We start from the raw sequence: 14,674 nt of genomic DNA on the forward strand, positions 1-14,674 counted from the left end.
CCGTTTCACATCGTTGGTGCGACAGCAATACTGTTGAACCCAAGCTGTGGAGCAGAGAGCGAGGCGCAGACGATGGCCGACCAGGCAACCGAGCCGATGCTCACCGTCGACGAGCTGGCGGCCAGGGCGGGCGTCACCGTGCGCACCGTACGGTTCTACAGCACCCGCGGGCTTTTGCCCCCTCCCGTGATCGGTCCTCGTCGGGTGGGCCACTACGGGCCGGAGCACCTGTCCCGGCTGGCCCTGATCGAGGAGCTCCAGCACCAGGGCATGACCCTGTCCGCCATCGAGCGCTATCTGGACGCGCTGCCCGACGACCTGAGCGCGCACGACCTGGCGATCCACCGGGCGATGGTGGCCAGTTGGGCCCCGGACGCGGCCCAGGAGGTCTCGCGCGAGGAGCTGGAGAAGCGGGCCGGACGGAGCCTGTCGGACGCCGACGTCCGGCGGCTGACGGCGATGAACGTGCTCGCCGCATCGGGCGACGGGTTCCGGGTGGACGTGGGGCTGCTGCGGCTGGGGGTCGCGCTGCTCGACGTGCCGATCGCGCACGAGACGATCCTGGCGGCGCGCAGGGTGCTGATGGAGCACACCAGGTCGGCCGCGCACGAGCTGACGGCGCTGTTCCGGGACGAGGTGTGGGGTCCGTTCACGCAGGGCGAGAGCGATCCCGAGCGGGTGGAGTCGATGAAGGCGCTCTCGGCGCACATGCAGCCGATGGTGGTCCAGGCGCTGGTGACGGCCTTCCAGCGGTCCCTGCGCGAGGAATTGCGGGCCGCGTTCGTGTCCGGCGGGGAACCCGGCGGGCCGTAGCCGCGGACCGAGGCCCTGCTTTGGCGGGGCAGGCCCGTTCTCAGTACGCTGGAAGGGAGTCTTTGCGCCCGCCGGCCCCTGCTCTGTGCGGGTCGGCCCCAGCGGCCCCAGCGGATTCCGCCGCTCAAGGTGGCGGCCATCCAGGTGTCCCCGCCGACCGAGGTACAACCCGACTGGGTGATCGTCTACCGGTTCGACTCGGTGGCCCATCTGCAGGCCTGGATGAACGGCGCGACCAGGCAACGGCCCCTCGACGCCGACGAGCCGCCCTCGTGACCGTGGTGGTGACCCACCGCGTACACCCGGACAACGTCGACGACTTCCTCGCGTGGCAGCGCCACATGAGCCAGGAGGAGAGCAAGTTCGAGGGGTTTCGGCGAGCATCTCCCGCCGCTTCGCCGACGTCAGCGTGAACCGGCTGCTCAGGCGGTGGCTGTGGCCCGCACCGGACGAACCGCGCGCCAGGACCAACCTCGTCGGCGGCGCCGTCGTCGCCGCGCTGCTCCTGTTCTGGGTCGTCGTCTTCTACCTCGTGACGGAGGTGTTCTGGACGCTGCCCTGACGCGGGGGCGGCCCGTTCGCGGGCGCAGGTAGGTTCGTGCCATGGCAGTCATCCACCACACCACGCTGACCCCGACCAAGCTGGAACTCCTCGCCGACTGGCTCCCGTCGCGGCCCTGGTACCAGGGGGCCACGGGCGCCGCCGGTCTCGCCAAGGCGGGCGGGTTCCGGCTCGACGACCCCGAGGGCGTGGTCGGCATCGAGTTCATGGTCGTCACCGACGGTTCCGGGGACGAGCCCGTCGCCTACCTGGTCCCGCTCACCTACCGCGGGGCCCCGCTGGCGGGCGCCGAGGACGGACTGGTCGGCACCCTGATGCACGGGGCGCTGGGCAGGCGATGGGTCTACGACGGCGCCCACGACCTGGTCCTGGTCGAGCAGTTGCTGGCCCTGCTGGCGGGCCGCACCACGGCACAGGCCCAGAGCGAGAGCGACACCCCCGACCCGACGGTGGAGGTCCGTACCGAGGGGGCCGGGGTACCGGCGGGCCTGACCGGCCCCGGGACCGTGACGGACACCGCCGACGCGAGCCTCGTCACCGTGGGCCCGATGATGGAGGAGGGCCCCGTGTCGACCCTGACCGTGTGCCGGGTACTGCGCCCCGCTCCCGCCGGTGACGGCGCGGGGCGACGTGTACTGGCCGGCTGGTCCGCCCCGGACGGGGCCCGTCAGCACGGGCTGTTCGCCCACCTGGCCGTGTCCGAGGCCTGACCGGAGGGACGCCTCGGGCCCGCTCGCGGGCGGGCCCGAGGCTGTCACTGGATCAGTCGGCGTAGGTCTCGCCGCGCTCGGCCTTCGCGACCAGCGAGGCCGGCGGGATGAAGCGCTCGCCGTACGTGTCGGCGAGCTCGCGGGCACGGGCCACGAAGCCGGGCAGGCCGCCCTCGTAGCCGTTGATGTACTGGATCACGCCGCCGGTCCAGGCCGGGAAGCCGATGCCCATGATGGAGCCGATGTTGGCGTCGGCGATCGAGGTGAGCACGCCCTCGTCGAGGCAGCGGACGGTGTCCAGGGCCTCGGAGAAGAGCATCCGCTCCTTCATGTCCTCGAAGGGGATCTCCGCGTCCGGCTTGGCGAAGTGCTCGCGCAGGCCCGGCCAGATGCGGGCGCGCTTGCCGGCCTCGTCGTACTCGTAGAAGCCGGCCCCGCCGCTGCGGCCGGGGCGGCCGAACTCGTCGACCATCCGGTCGATGACGGTGTCGGCGGGGTGCTCGGCCCAGGCCCGGCCCTCGGCCTCGAAGGCCTTGCGGCTCTCGTTGCGGATCTTGCGCGGCAGGGTCAGGGTGAGCTCGTCCATCAGGGAGAGCACCTTGGCCGGGTAGCCGGCCTGCGCGGCGGCCTGCTCGATCGAGGCGGGCTCGATGCCCTCGCCGACCATGGCCACGCCCTCGTTGATGAACTGGCCGATGACGCGCGAGGTGAAGAAGCCGCGCGAGTCGTTGACCACGATGGGGGTCTTGTTGATCTGCCGGACCAGGTCGAAGGCGCGGGCGATGGCCTCGTCCCCGGTCTGCTCCCCCTTGATGATCTCGACCAGCGGCATCTTGTCGACCGGCGAGAAGAAGTGCAGCCCGATGAAGTCGGCGGGCCGCTTCACGCCTTCCGCGAGGCCGGAGATCGGCAGGGTGGAGGTGTTGGAGCACAGCAATGCGTCGGGCGCGATGACGTCCTGGATCTCCTGGAACACCTTGTGCTTGAGGGCGGTGTCCTCGAAGACGGCCTCGATGACGGCGTCGCAGCCCGCCAGGTCGGCGGCGTCCGCGGTCGGGGTGATCCGGGCGAGCAGTTCGGCGCGCTGGGCCTCGGTGCTCCGGCCGCGGGAGACGGCCTTGTCGAGGAGCTTCTCGGAGTACGCCTTGCCCTTGGCGGCGGCCTCGGCGCTGACGTCCTTCAGCACCACCTCGATGCCCGCGCGGGCACAGGAGTACGCGATGCCCGCGCCCATCATGCCGGCACCGAGGACGGCGACCTTGCGGACCCCCCGCGCCTCGATCCCCTGCGGGCGGCTGCGGCCCGCGTTGACGGCCTGGAGGTCGAAGAAGAAGGCCTGGATCATGTTCTTGGCGGTCTGCCCGGTGACCAGCTCGGTGAAGTAGCGGGCCTCGATGGTCAGAGCGGTCTCGAAGTCCACCTGGGAGCCCTCGACGGCGCAGGCCAGGATGTTGCGCGGGGCCGGGTACGGGGCCCCGTTCAGCTGCTTCTTCAGGTTGGCCGGGAAGGCCGGGAGGTTGGCGGCGAACCGCGGGTTGGACGGCGTGCCGCCGGGGATCCGGTAGCCGGGTACGTCCCAGGGCTGCTTCGACTCCGGGTTCGCGTCGATGAAGGCGCGGGCCTTGGCGAGCATCTCCTCGGGGGTGGCGGCCAGTTCGTGGACCAGGCCGTTGTCCAGGGCGCGCTTCGGGTTGTACTGGGTGCCCTGGAGCAGCACCTTGAGCAGCGCGTCGGCGATGCCCATCAGGCGCACGGTACGGGTGACGCCGCCGCCGGCCGGGAGGAGGCCGAGGGTGACCTCGGGCAGGCCGATCTTGGAGCCGGGGGCGTCGAGGGCGACGCGGTGGTGGGAGGCGAGGCAGATCTCGTAACCGCCGCCCAGGGCCGCGCCGTTGATCGCGGCGACCACGGGCTTGCCGAGGGTCTCGATGCGGCGCAGCGAGCGCTTGATGGCGGTGCCGGTGTCGAAGGCGAGCTGCGCGTGCTCGGGGCGCAGCCGGATCATGTCCTTGAGGTCGCCGCCCGCGAAGAAGGTCTTCTTGGCGGAGGTGTAGATGATGCCGCGGATGGAGTCCTTCTCTGCCTCGGCGCGGTCGGCGATCGCCGCGATCGAGTCCTTGAAGGCCTGGTTCATCGTGTTGGCGGACTGGCCCGGGTCGTCGAGGATCAGGGTGACGACGCCGGTCTCGTCCTGTTCCCAGCGGATCGTGGTGGACTCGCTCATGGTCACTGCTTTCGTTTCGGAAGGTCCGGGGGGCGGGGATTCAGGACGGTTCAGAGTCGCTCGACGATCGTGGCGACGCCCATGCCGCCGCCGACGCAGAGGGTGACGAGGCCGTAGCGCTTGTCCTGGCGCTCCAGCTCGTCGACGATCGTGCCGAGGATCATCGCGCCGGTGGCGCCGAGCGGGTGGCCGAGCGCGATGGCGCCGCCGTTGACGTTGACCTTGTCGAGGGAGAGGCCCATGTCCTTGACGAAGCGCAGCACGACACCGGCGAACGCCTCGTTGATCTCGACCAGGTCGATGTCGTCGATGGTCAGACCGGCCTTGGCGAGGGCCTTGCGGGTGGCGGGGGCCGGGCCCGTGAGCATGATGGTGGGCTCGGAGCCGGACACGGCGGCCGAGACGATCCGGGCGCGGGGGGTCAGACCGCCCCGCTCGCCCGCCTCGCGGGAGCCGATGGCGACGAGCGAGGCGCCGTCGACGATGCCGGAGGAGTTGCCCGCGTGGTGGACGTGGTCGATCTTCTCCACCCAGTGGTACTTCTGCAGCGCGACGGCGTCGAAGCCGCCCAGCTCGCCGATGTCGGCGAAGGAGGGCTTCAGCTTGGCGAGGGTGTCGGCGGTGGTGCCGGGGCGGACGAACTCGTCGTGGTCGAGGACGACCAGGCCGTTGCGGTCGGTGACCGGGACGACCGACTTGGCGAAGCGGCCGTCCTTGATGGCGGCGGCGGCGCGCTCCTGCGAGAGGGCCGCGTACTCGTCCACGTCACGCCGGGAGAATCCCTCGATCGTGGCGATGAGGTCGGCGCCGATGCCCTGCGGGACGAAGTTGACGTCCCAGTTCGTCATCGGGTCGTTGAACCAGGCGCCGCCGTCCGAGGCCATCGGGACGCGGGACATGGACTCCACGCCGCCCGCCAGGACCAGGTCCTCCCAGCCGGAGCGGACCTTGGCGGCGGCCAGGTTGACGGCTTCCAGGCCGGAGGCACAGAAGCGGTTCTCCTGGACGCCGGCCACGGTGTCCGGGAGTCCGGCGGCGATGGCCGCGATCCGGGCGATGTCGGAGCCCTGGTCGCCGACCGGGCCGACGACGCCGAGCACGATGTCGTCGATGGTGGCGGGGTCCAGGCCGGGGTTGCGCTCGCGCAGGGCGTGGATGAGCCCGACGACGAGATCGATCGGCTTGGTGCCGTGCAGGGCGCCATTGGCCTTGCCGCGGCCGCGCGGGGTGCGGATCGCGTCGTATACGTAAGCTTCGGTGCTCACTGGTCAAGCCTTTCGGGAGGTCTGGGTCTTAGGCGAGGAGGGAGCGGCCGATGATCTCTTTCATGATCTCGGTCGTGCCGCCGTAGATGGTCTGGATCCGGCCGTCGGTGAAGGCCCGCGCGACCCGGTATTCGGTCATGTATCCGTATCCGCCGTGGAGTTGCAGGCAGCGGTCGGCGACGCGCTTCTGCAGTTCGGTGGCCCACCACTTGGCCATCGAGGCGTGCACGTGGTCCAGTTCGCCGGTCGAGTGGTCGGTGATGCACCGGTCGAGGAAGGCCCGGGTGACGGCGACCTCGGTGGCCATCTCCGCGATCTCGAAGCGGATGTGCTGGAGCTTGGACAGAGGGCGGCCGAAGGCCTCGCGCTCCTTCACGTACTGGGTGGTGATCTCCAGCAGGTACTCGGCGGCCGCGATGCCGGCCATCGCGATGCCCATCCGCTCCTGCGCGAGATTGGTCATCAGGTGGACGAAGGCGCCGTTCAGCTCGCCGAGGAGGTTCTCCTTCGGGACGCGTACGTCGTGGAAGAACAGTTCGGCGGTGTCCTGGGACTTCTGGCCGATCTTGTCGAGGTTGCGGCCGCGCTCGAAGCCCTCCGCGCCGCGCTCGACGACCAGCAGCGACAGTCCGTGCGCCCCGCCCTCGGGGGTGGTCTTGGCGACCACGATCACCAGGTCGGCGAGGATGCCGTTGGAGATGAAGGTCTTGGAGCCGTTCAGCACCCAGTGGTCGCCGCGGTCCTCGGCGCTGGTCCGGATGCCCTGGAGGTCGGAGCCCGCCCCCGGCTCGGTCATCGCGATGGCGGTGATGGTCTCCCCGGAGCAGAATCCGGGCAGCCAGCGGCGCTTCTGCTCCTCGGTGGCGAGCGAGGTCAGGTACGGCCCGATGATGTCGTTGTGCAGGCCGATCGCCAGTCCCGGGGCGCCCGCGCGGGTGAACTCCTCGGCGATCACGGCGGCGTAGCGGAAGTCGGTGTTCCCGCTGCCGCCGTACTCTTCGGGGACGGCGAGGCCGAGCAGGCCCTGGCGGCCCGCGGCCCGCCAGGCCTCGCGGCTGACGATGCCGTCCTTCTCCCACTGCTCGTAGTGCGGCAGCACCTCCTTGGTGAGGAAGGTGCGCACCGTCTCGCGGAACGCCTCGTGGTCGGCGTCGAAGATCTGGCGTTTCATCGGTCGGCTCCCTAAAGCCAGTTCTTGACGGTTTCGATCAGCCGGGCCGGCTCGGGGCCGACGGGCGTGACGTTGAGCATGGTGACGCCCGCCTCCCGGAAGGCCTCGACGCGCTCGCGCACGTAGCCTTCGGGCCCGCACAGGGTCATCAGTTCGCAGAACTCGTCCGGTACGGCGGCGGCCGCGTCGCGCTTGCGGCCGGAGAGGTACAGCTCCTGGATCTTCCGGGCTTCCTCCTCGTAGCCGTAGGCCACGGCGAGGTCGTTGTAGAAGTTCTTGCCGACCGCGCCCATGCCGCCGACGTACAGGGCGATCTGCGGGCGCGCCAGGTCCCTTGCGGCGGCCGCGTCCTCGCCGATGGCGAGCAGGCCCCCGGCGACGGTCTGCAGCGGGCCGAGCTCCGGGGCCCGCTTCGCCGCGCCCTCGGCGAGGGGTCCGCCCCACACCGTCGCGGCCTTCTCGGGGATGAAGAGGGTGGGCAGCCAGCCGTCGGCGATCTCGGCGGTCAGCCGCACGTTGGCCGGGCCGAGCGAGGCGATGTAGACGGGGATCGCGTCGCGCACCGGCCGGGTGAGGATCTTCAGGGGCTTGCCGAGCCCGCTGCCCCGCTCCGGGGGCAGCGGCATGTCGGTGATGCCGTGGTGGTCGATCGTCTCGCGCCGCCAGATGCGGCGGCACAGCCCGACCGTCTCGCGGGTGCGGCCGAGCGGCTTGTCGTACGGCTTCCCGTGCCAGCCCTCGACGACCTGCGGGCCGGAGGCGCCGAGTCCGAGCAGGGCCCGGCCGCCCGAGAGCGCGTCCAGTCCGGCGGCCGTCTGGGCGATCAGGCCTGGCGTGCGCGAGTAGACGTTGAGGATCGCCGAGCCGATCTTCAGCCGCTCGGTGCGGGCGGCGAGGTAGCCCATGATCGTCGGGGAGTCGAAGCCCCAGGCCTCGGCCACCCACACGGCGTCGAGGCCGGCCGACTCCAGGGCCGCGGCCTCGTCGGCGGCCCGGCGCGGATCCCCGGCGTAGTCGAGCAGCATCGACAGTTCCATCAGTCCGCCTCCTTGGCGACGAGGGCGGGCACGTCCCAGTCGCGGGCCACGCTCACGGTGTCCGCCCCCGGCAGGGCGGGGTCCGCGGTGACGGCCGTGGGGGTCGCCGAGAACCGGGGCGCGGGGGCGGGCTGGACGATCCCGCCGAATTCCGTGAAGGTCCCGCGGGCGGCCAGGTGCGGGTGGTGCGGGGCCTCGCGCAGCGAGAGCACGGGCGCCACGCAGGCGTCGGTGCCCTCGAAGACCGCCGTCCACTCCTCGCGCGTACGGGTCCTGAAGCGTGCGGCGACCACCTCGCGCAGCTCGCCCCAGCGGGCGATGTCCTTGCGGTCCGGGGCCCGGTCCGCGATGTCGAGGAGCTCCACGAAGGTGTCGTAGAACTGCTGCTCCAGCGCGCCGACCGCCATGTACCCGCCGTCGGAGGTCTCGTAGGTGCCGTAGAAGGGGCAGCCGCCGTCGAGCAGGTTGGCCCCGCGGCGGTCCTGCCAGCCTCCGGCCGCCATCATCCCGTGGATCATGGCGGTGAGGTGGGCGGTGCCGTCGACGATGGCCGCGTCGACGACCTGGCCGGTGCCGGTGGTCCGGGCGTGCTGGAGGGCGGCGAGGACCCCGATCACGAGGTAGAGCGAGCCGCCCGCGTAGTCCCCGACCAGGTTGGCGGGGACGGCCGGGGGCTCTCCCGGGTTGCCGATCATGCCGAGGGCGCCGGTGACGGCGATGTACGCGATGTCGTGCCCCGCGGTCTGCGCGAGCGGGCCCTTCTGGCCCCAGCCGGTCATCCGCCCGTAGACGAGCTGCGGATTGCGGGCGTGGCACTCGGCCGGGCCGACGCCGAGCCGCTCGGCGACCCCGGGGCGGAACCCCTCGACGAGGACGTCGGCCCGCTCGACCAGGTCCAGGACGCGGGCGGGCCCGTCGGCGGACTTGAGGTCGACCAGGACGGAGCGCTTGCCGCGGTTGGTGAGGTCGTGGGCCGGGTCGACGGCGAGCCCGCCGCCTCCGGGCCGGTCCACCCGGACGACGTCCGCGCCGAGGTCGGCGAGGAGCATGGCGGCGAACGGTCCGGGGCCGATGCCCGCCAGCTCGACGACGCGCAGTCCGGCGAGCGGGCCCCGCCCGCTCGCGTGCCCGCGGCCGTTCCCGCTGCCGTTCCCTGTCACTGCCATCGAGCCCCCAGCGTCTCCGGTGCGGATCGTTTCCGTGGTGTGCGACTGTGTGACACAACTGATGTAACACCAGTGATGCTAGGAACGTGTTCCACCGAGCACAAGCCCCCGGGCGGCGTTGGGCCGGTATCGCTCGGCGTCCGAGTGGCGCGATCAGGAAAAGCAAAGGTCAGGATGTGGGGTCACCCCCCTGATCAATCGCCGCGCGGCTGTGTACTCTGAGCACGCTTTCGAACTTGTTCAAGCGTTCAACCAGAAATAATGGGGGGCCGGTGCGCAGTCGCCGACTTGTAATTTCCGCCGCCGCCATCGCGGCAGGCGTTGGTCTCATACCGGGCGTGGCACAGGCCGACCCGGCCCAGCCCGACGCCCACGGTGCGACCGTTCCCGACCTGGACCTGGGCAGCGCCAAGGGTTCCAGGTCGAAGGGCCACACCTTCACCAGCCCCGCCGAGCGCTCGGTCCGCAAGGCCCTGCCCGCCGGCAAGACCGGTGCGGCCGCCGCTCCGCAGTCGCTGTCCGTCGCCGCCAACCCCGACCTCGCGGTCGCCGTGTACGCCTACGGCACCACGGCGCACGGGGTCGAGCTGGACACCGTCATCACGAGCGCCCCCGGCACGCTCGAGGTCGTCATCGACTGGGGCGACGGGAAGTCGGACACGCTCAGCGCTTCCGGCGAGACCACGCTGACCACGCCGCACACCTACGCCGAGGTCGGCTCCTACACGGTCAAGGCCACCGTCAAGGACGCCGCGAACGCCGTCTCGGCCGTGAACCAGGTCGTGTTCGTCACCCAGGGCTCGGACTTCACCCCGTACGCCCCCACCCGCCTGCTGGACACCCGCGACGGGACCGGCGCGGTCAAGGGCAAGGTCGCCCCGTACAGCTCGACCCGCGTGAAGGTCGGCGGCAACGGCACGATCCCCGCCGGGGTCACCGCGGTGGTCCTCAACATCACCGTCACCAACACCACGGCCGCCGGGCACATCACGGCCTTCGCCGAGGGCACCACCCGTCCGACCACGTCGAACGTCAACTTCAAGGCCGGCCAGACCGTCCCGAACCTGGTCATCGTGCCGGTCGGCAAGAACGGCTACGTCGAGCTCGCCAACCGCGGCTCGCAGTCGGTCGACCTGATCGCGGACGTCACGGGCTACTTCAGCTCCACCGCGTCCAGCGGCTACACCCCGATCACCCCGTCCCGCTTCGTCGACACCCGCGAGGGCCTCGGCACGGTCAAGGGCCAGCTCGGTGGGCGCAAGACGTTCTCCACCCAGATCGGCGGCCTGCGCGACGTGCCCCAGGGCATCACCGCCGTGGCGCTCAACGTGACGGTCACCAACCCGAAGGAAGCCGGCCACCTGTCGGTCTTCCCGAGCGGCGGCGCCACCCCGACCGCGTCGAACCTCAACTTCACCCCCGGTCAGACGGTCGCCAACTCGGTGATCGTGCCCGTCGGCGCGGACGGCAAGATCAGCGTCTTCAACGGCGCCTGGGCGGGCACCGACGTCGTCGTCGACGTCGTGGGCTTCTACAGCAAGGACAGCACGAGCGCCTTCGTGCCGCTCGAGCCGGAGCGCCTGCTCGACACCCGCGACTCGGAGATGTGGGCCTGGGGCCCGCTGGGCGCCCGTAGCTACGTCTTCATGCCGCTCTCGTTCGGGGAGCCGAGCATCACGGGCTTCGTGATGAACTCCACGGTCACGAACACGAACGGCGACGGGTTCCTCACGGTCACCCCGGACCCGAACTCGATCGACGACTACGACAACGGCACGGAGTTCTGGCCGACGCCGCCCAACTCCTCGAACCTGAACTGGACGAAGGGCGACACCGTCCCGAACCTGGTCCAGGCGAGCACCGGGACCAACGGCATCATCGACTTCTGGAACCAGGGCTGGGAGGACACCGACCTCATCGTCGACCTCTTCGGCCTGTACCAGCAGGGCTGATCCGCCGACAGGCGGTTCTCGCAGCGCCCCGGGCGCGGCCGCAAGGCCGTTCCCGGGGCGCTGTTCTCGTCGCAGGCGGTTCTTGCCGCAGGCGACGCCCGCCACGAGCGGTTCTCGTCACACCTGCTCGCACGGGCGGTCGAGCGTCACGCTAGCCTCGGCCACCGGCACCACCGCCGCCACCTGGGAGGAGCGCTCATGAACGCACGGGTCCCGCAGGACCGACCGGAACGGGCCTACGACGTCGTGCTCTTCGGCGCCACGGGGTTCGTCGGGGCGCTCACCGCCGAGTACCTGGCCGCGCACGCGCCCGCCGGCTGCCGGTGGGCCCTCGCCGGCCGGGACCTCGCGAAGCTGGAGCGGCTGCGCGAGCGGCTGGCCGCGATCGATCCCGCGTGCGCGGGGCTGCCGCTGCTGCGGGCGGACGCGGCCAACGCCGGGGCCCTGCGCGAGCTCGCCGCCTCCACGCGGGTGCTGGCCACGACCGTGGGGCCGTACGTCTGGTACGGGGCGGAACTCGTGGCCGCCTGCGCCGAGGCGGGCACGGACTACGTGGACCTCACCGGCGAGCCGGAGTTCGTGGACCGGATGTACGTGGAGCACGACGCGCGGGCCCGGGAGACCGGTGCGCGGCTTGTCCACGCCTGCGGCTTCGACTCGATCCCCGCCGACCTCGGGGCCTACTTCACGGTCCGGCAGCTGCCGGAAGGCGTGCCGCTGACGGTCGACGGGTTCGTACGGTCCAACGCCCTCTTCTCCGGCGGGACCCTGGCCTCCGCGCTGACCGCGCTGTCCCGCGGCCCCCAGACCATGGCGGCCGCCCGGCAGCGCCGGCTGCACGAACCCCGGCTGCTGGGGCGGCGGGCCCGCGGGCCGGTGGGCGCGCCGCGGTTCAGCCGGGAGACCGGCACCTGGGCGATGCCCCTGCCCACCCTGGACCCGCGGATCGTGGCCCGTTCGGCGGCCGCCCTGGAGCGGTACGGCCCGGACTTCCGCTACCGGCACTACGCCTCCGTCAAGCACCTCCCGGTCGCGGTCGGCGGTACGGCGGCGCTGGGCGCGACGGTGGCCCTGGCCCAGGTGCCGCCGGCCCGGCAGTGGCTGATGAACCGCTGGGAGCCGGGCGCGGGGCCGGACGCGGAGCGCCGAGCGCGCAGCTGGTTCAGCCTGCGGTTCGTGGGCGAGGGCGGCGGCCGGCGGGTGCTCACCGAGGTGTCGGGCGGCGACCCGGGCTACACGGAGACGGCGAAGATGCTGGCGGAGTCGGCGCTGTGCCTGGCCTACGACGCCCTGCCCGAGGCCGCCGGACAGCTGACGACGGCCGTGGCGATGGGCGACGCCCTCATCGCCCGCCTGCAGAAGGCGGGGATCGCCTTCCGGGTGGCCGACGCCCGCTGACGTGTGCGGTGGACCGGGCAGCCTTCTAGGCGGTGGCCTCGCGCAGGGCGCGCCGGCACAGGGAGTCGGCGTGCCGGGTGGTCTCGGGGATCCGGAAGCGGGGGCTCAGGGCCAGGACGTGCGCGCAGGCGTTGTCCAGCGAGACCCGGTGCCCTACGGAGACGTAGACCGGCTTGATCCCGTCCTGCGTCCGCAGCGCCCGCCCGACCTCGGCCCCGTCGGCCGCGAGCAGCGCGGCGGCGTCGCCCCGCCGGGCGCCCGGTTCCTCGTAGGTGAAGGTGAACGGATTCTTCGCGACGCCGATCGCCGGGAGCCCGGTGACCACGCCGAGGTGGCAGGCGAGGCCGAAGCCGCGCGGGTGGGCGAGGCCGTAGCCGTCGCAGACCACGAGGCCGGGCCCGGTGGTCAGGGCGTCGAGGGCGGCCAGTACGGTCGGCAGCTCGCGGAAGGCGAGCAGCCCGGGTACGTACGGGAAGCTGACGTGCCCGACTGCGGTGGCCTCCTCGACGACCTCCAGGGTGGCGGCGTCGAGCACCACGGCCGCGGCGGCGACCAGGTCGCGCTCGTCGTCGTAGGCCACGTCCACTCCCGCGACCAGCCCGCGGCCGGGTGGGGGGCCGGGCTCGGTGAGCACGACCTGATGGCGTAGTTCGTCCTGTATCGCCCGGGCCTCGGCCTCGTCGGCGGGGGTCTTCACACTCGTCATGATGGAGCGAGAGTAGCCTGGCGATCATGTTCGTCATGGAGCTCACCTACACCGCACCCGTCGAGGCCGTCGAAGAGGAGATGGACGCCCACGTCGCCTGGCTGGACGGCTACTACGCGGCGGGTGTCTTCCTCGCGTCGGGGCGCAAGGTCCCGCGCGACGGTGGCGTGATCCTGGCCGGCGGGGTGTCCCGGGCCGAGATCGAGAAGATCGCGGCCGAGGACCCCTTCACGGTGGCGGGCGTCTGCGCCTACCGCATCACCGAGTTCATCGCCACGAAGACCTCGTCGGACCTCGCGACGGTGCGGGAGAACCCGGTGGCGTAGCCGGCGCGACGGCGCAGCCGGTGGAGGGCGCGAACGGTCAGCGCCGCTCCAGCCGCGCCACCCGCCCCTTCTCCCCCGCCGCCCAGCATCCCGTGTCCGCCGCACAGTCGACCGTGTCGAAGGACCCCGGCTCCAGCGGCCGCCAGCTACGGCCGCCGTTTGTGGTCACGTCCGTGCCCGTCGGCCCCACCGCGAGGGCCGTCCCCCGGCTGTACGGGAACCAGGCCGCGCCCGAGCGGTAGGCGGGCGGCGGAGCCGCCGCCTGGCTCCAGGTGCGTCCCCCGTCGGAGGAGACGGCCGCGGCCTGCGGGGAGGCCTGCCCGGTGCGGTAGTCGCCGCCGACCGCGAGTCCCCTCGTACGGTCGCGGAAGGCGAGGGCGAAGACCCCGCGCGCCGGATCGCCGGCCGGGACGGTGGATTCGGCGACCCGCCAGGTCAGACCGCGGTCCGCGGAGTGCAGGACCCGCGCGCTCGCCCCGCCGCCCGTGGCCAGCCAGACGTCCCGCGGGCCCGCGCTGACCAGGCACTGGCCGCTCGCGGCGAAGCCCGCCTCGCCGGGCAGCGCCTCGGGCATGCCCTCGGCCGGCAGGACCCGCCAGTTCCGCCCGCCGTCGTCCGTGGACAGGATGCGGAACCTGCCGTCCACCGGATCGCTCATCGCCAGTCCGTGCCGGGCGTCGAAGAAGGTCAGGCAGTCGTAGAAGGCGCGCGGGTCGGGGTTGCGGAAGGTCTCGGTCCAGGTGGCGCCGCCGTCCTCGGTGCGCAGCACCCTGGAGGCCTCGCCCTCCCCGATGGACAGGGCCACCGCGCGCCGCGCGTCGAAGGCCTCGATGTCGCGCAGCTCCAGCCCCTCCGCGACCGCTCCGGGCGGCGAGACGTCCTGCCAGCTGCGCCCGCCGTCCAGGGTGCGCAGCACGGTCCCCTGGGAACCGGCCACCCAGGCCGTGCTCCGGCTGACCGCCGCGAGCCCCCGGAAGCGTGCGGTCTTCCCGGTCTCCTTCAGCGCCCAGCCGGCGCCCCGTAACTCCTGCGCCGGCGGGGCCCCGGCGGACGGTTCCCGGGCCGGGTCCGCCCCGGCGTGGGCGGGGGCGGGGGCGGCCGACGCCCCCACCACCAGGGCTGCCGCGCACAGGCCCACTCCAACTCTCATAAGTCTCATGGCGCCGGAAGCTAACGCACCCCGGATTCGCCGTCCAGAGCGCCTCCCCGGCCCCGCGCGGCCACCGCGGACGGGAGGGTGCTCAGCGGGGACGCGGGAGGTGCCTTGCGCCTGTGGAGTGAGCGGTAACCAGCCCTTCTGCGGCCCCTGCGGGCCCTGCGGGAACCACTGGTCCTCCTTCGGGC

14 protein-coding genes are annotated in these 14,674 nt (G+C 72.3%); 7 read left to right on the forward strand and 7 right to left on the reverse strand.

Annotated elements, in window-relative coordinates:
• The first annotated feature begins 72 nt into the window (after positions 1–72).
• From OG332_RS06300 to OG332_RS06315, 4 genes are all read left to right on the forward strand, one after another.
• Positions 73–813, forward strand: coding sequence for a MerR family transcriptional regulator (locus tag OG332_RS06300; RefSeq protein WP_327412506.1), 741 nt, complete (start codon positions 73–75; stop codon positions 811–813).
• A gap of 144 nt (positions 814–957) precedes the next feature.
• Positions 958–1,089 carry a hypothetical protein gene (locus tag OG332_RS06305; RefSeq protein ID WP_327412507.1) on the forward strand — a complete coding sequence of 44 codons (132 nt, stop codon included), beginning with the start codon at positions 958–960 and terminating at the stop codon, positions 1,087–1,089.
• Between the two features lie 133 nt (positions 1,090–1,222).
• On the forward strand, positions 1,223–1,375 hold the full coding sequence (locus tag OG332_RS06310) for a hypothetical protein (RefSeq protein WP_327412508.1): 153 nt from the start codon (positions 1,223–1,225) through the stop codon (positions 1,373–1,375).
• 41 nt (positions 1,376–1,416) lie between these two features.
• Entirely contained in the window at positions 1,417–2,085 is a 669-nt protein-coding gene (locus OG332_RS06315) for a maltokinase N-terminal cap-like domain-containing protein (RefSeq protein WP_327412509.1), read from the forward strand.
• A 52-nt stretch (positions 2,086–2,137) separates the two neighbouring features.
• Here OG332_RS06315 and OG332_RS06320 read toward each other — a convergent pair whose 3' ends face one another.
• The 5 genes from OG332_RS06320 to OG332_RS06340 are packed head-to-tail and all read right to left on the reverse strand — an operon-like array spanning position 2,138 to position 8,948.
• Complete coding sequence (locus OG332_RS06320; RefSeq protein ID WP_327412510.1) at positions 2,138–4,309, reverse strand: 3-hydroxyacyl-CoA dehydrogenase NAD-binding domain-containing protein; 2,172 nt, start codon at positions 4,307–4,309, stop codon at positions 2,138–2,140.
• Between the two features lie 50 nt (positions 4,310–4,359).
• Positions 4,360–5,574: an acetyl-CoA C-acetyltransferase gene (locus OG332_RS06325; RefSeq protein ID WP_327412511.1), complete on the reverse strand. Its 1,215-nt coding sequence runs from the start codon at positions 5,572–5,574 to the stop codon at positions 4,360–4,362.
• Positions 5,575–5,602: 28 nt separating this feature from the next.
• Positions 5,603–6,745: an acyl-CoA dehydrogenase family protein gene (locus tag OG332_RS06330; protein ID WP_327412512.1), complete on the reverse strand. Its 1,143-nt coding sequence runs from the start codon at positions 6,743–6,745 to the stop codon at positions 5,603–5,605.
• A gap of 11 nt (positions 6,746–6,756) precedes the next feature.
• The gene (locus OG332_RS06335) at positions 6,757–7,782 is read right to left on the reverse strand and encodes an LLM class F420-dependent oxidoreductase (protein ID WP_327412513.1); all 1,026 of its coding nucleotides are present in this window, start codon (positions 7,780–7,782) and stop codon (positions 6,757–6,759) included.
• Entirely contained in the window at positions 7,782–8,948 is a 1,167-nt protein-coding gene (locus OG332_RS06340) for a CaiB/BaiF CoA transferase family protein (RefSeq protein ID WP_327412514.1), read from the reverse strand. Before OG332_RS06340 ends, OG332_RS06335 begins: the two co-directional genes overlap by 1 nt.
• A 338-nt stretch (positions 8,949–9,286) precedes the next feature.
• On the opposite strand from OG332_RS06340, the gene OG332_RS06345 reads away from it, so the two are divergent.
• Both OG332_RS06345 and OG332_RS06350 read left to right on the forward strand, forming a co-directional pair.
• Complete coding sequence (locus OG332_RS06345; RefSeq protein ID WP_327412515.1) at positions 9,287–10,900, forward strand: PKD domain-containing protein; 1,614 nt, start codon at positions 9,287–9,289, stop codon at positions 10,898–10,900.
• 198 nt (positions 10,901–11,098) lie between these two features.
• Positions 11,099–12,298 carry a saccharopine dehydrogenase family protein gene (locus tag OG332_RS06350; protein ID WP_327412516.1) on the forward strand — a complete coding sequence of 400 codons (1,200 nt, stop codon included), beginning with the start codon at positions 11,099–11,101 and terminating at the stop codon, positions 12,296–12,298.
• Positions 12,299–12,323: 25 nt separating this feature from the next.
• On the opposite strand, the gene OG332_RS06355 is transcribed toward OG332_RS06350, so the two are convergent.
• The gene (locus OG332_RS06355; RefSeq protein ID WP_327412517.1) at positions 12,324–13,004 is read right to left on the reverse strand and encodes an endonuclease V; all 681 of its coding nucleotides are present in this window, start codon (positions 13,002–13,004) and stop codon (positions 12,324–12,326) included.
• 26 nt (positions 13,005–13,030) lie between these two features.
• Here OG332_RS06355 and OG332_RS06360 point away from each other — a divergent pair, with 26 nt between their 5' ends.
• Positions 13,031–13,330, forward strand: coding sequence for a YciI family protein (locus tag OG332_RS06360; RefSeq protein ID WP_327412518.1), 300 nt, complete (start codon positions 13,031–13,033; stop codon positions 13,328–13,330).
• 37 nt (positions 13,331–13,367) lie between these two features.
• Here the strand turns inward: OG332_RS06360 and OG332_RS06365 are convergent, their stop codons facing one another.
• Entirely contained in the window at positions 13,368–14,480 is a 1,113-nt protein-coding gene (locus OG332_RS06365) for a WD40/YVTN/BNR-like repeat-containing protein (RefSeq protein WP_327412519.1), read from the reverse strand.
• Positions 14,481–14,674 lie beyond the last annotated feature (194 nt).

The sequence above is a fragment of the Streptomyces sp. NBC_01233 genome (assembly GCF_035989305.1).
GTDB lineage: Bacteria > Actinomycetota > Actinomycetes > Streptomycetales > Streptomycetaceae > Streptomyces.

What these genes read in the sequence shown, in the direction of transcription:
- OG332_RS06300 (WP_327412506.1), top strand. Translation starts at nt 73, where the DNA reads ATGGCCGACCAGGCAACCGAGCCGATGCTCACCGTCGACGAGCTGGCG.
- OG332_RS06315 (WP_327412509.1), top strand. Translation starts at nt 1,417, where the DNA reads ATGGCAGTCATCCACCACACCACGCTGACCCCGACCAAGCTGGAACTC.
- OG332_RS06320 (WP_327412510.1), bottom strand. Translation starts at nt 4,309, where the DNA reads ATGAGCGAGTCCACCACGATCCGCTGGGAACAGGACGAGACCGGCGTC.
- OG332_RS06330 (WP_327412512.1), bottom strand. Translation starts at nt 6,745, where the DNA reads ATGAAACGCCAGATCTTCGACGCCGACCACGAGGCGTTCCGCGAGACG.
- OG332_RS06335 (WP_327412513.1), bottom strand. Translation starts at nt 7,782, where the DNA reads ATGGAACTGTCGATGCTGCTCGACTACGCCGGGGATCCGCGCCGGGCC.
- OG332_RS06340 (WP_327412514.1), bottom strand. Translation starts at nt 8,948, where the DNA reads ATGGCAGTGACAGGGAACGGCAGCGGGAACGGCCGCGGGCACGCGAGC.
- OG332_RS06350 (WP_327412516.1), top strand. Translation starts at nt 11,099, where the DNA reads ATGAACGCACGGGTCCCGCAGGACCGACCGGAACGGGCCTACGACGTC.
- OG332_RS06355 (WP_327412517.1), bottom strand. Translation starts at nt 13,004, where the DNA reads ATGACGAGTGTGAAGACCCCCGCCGACGAGGCCGAGGCCCGGGCGATA.
- OG332_RS06360 (WP_327412518.1), top strand. Translation starts at nt 13,031, where the DNA reads ATGTTCGTCATGGAGCTCACCTACACCGCACCCGTCGAGGCCGTCGAA.
- OG332_RS06365 (WP_327412519.1), bottom strand. Translation starts at nt 14,480, where the DNA reads ATGAGAGTTGGAGTGGGCCTGTGCGCGGCAGCCCTGGTGGTGGGGGCG.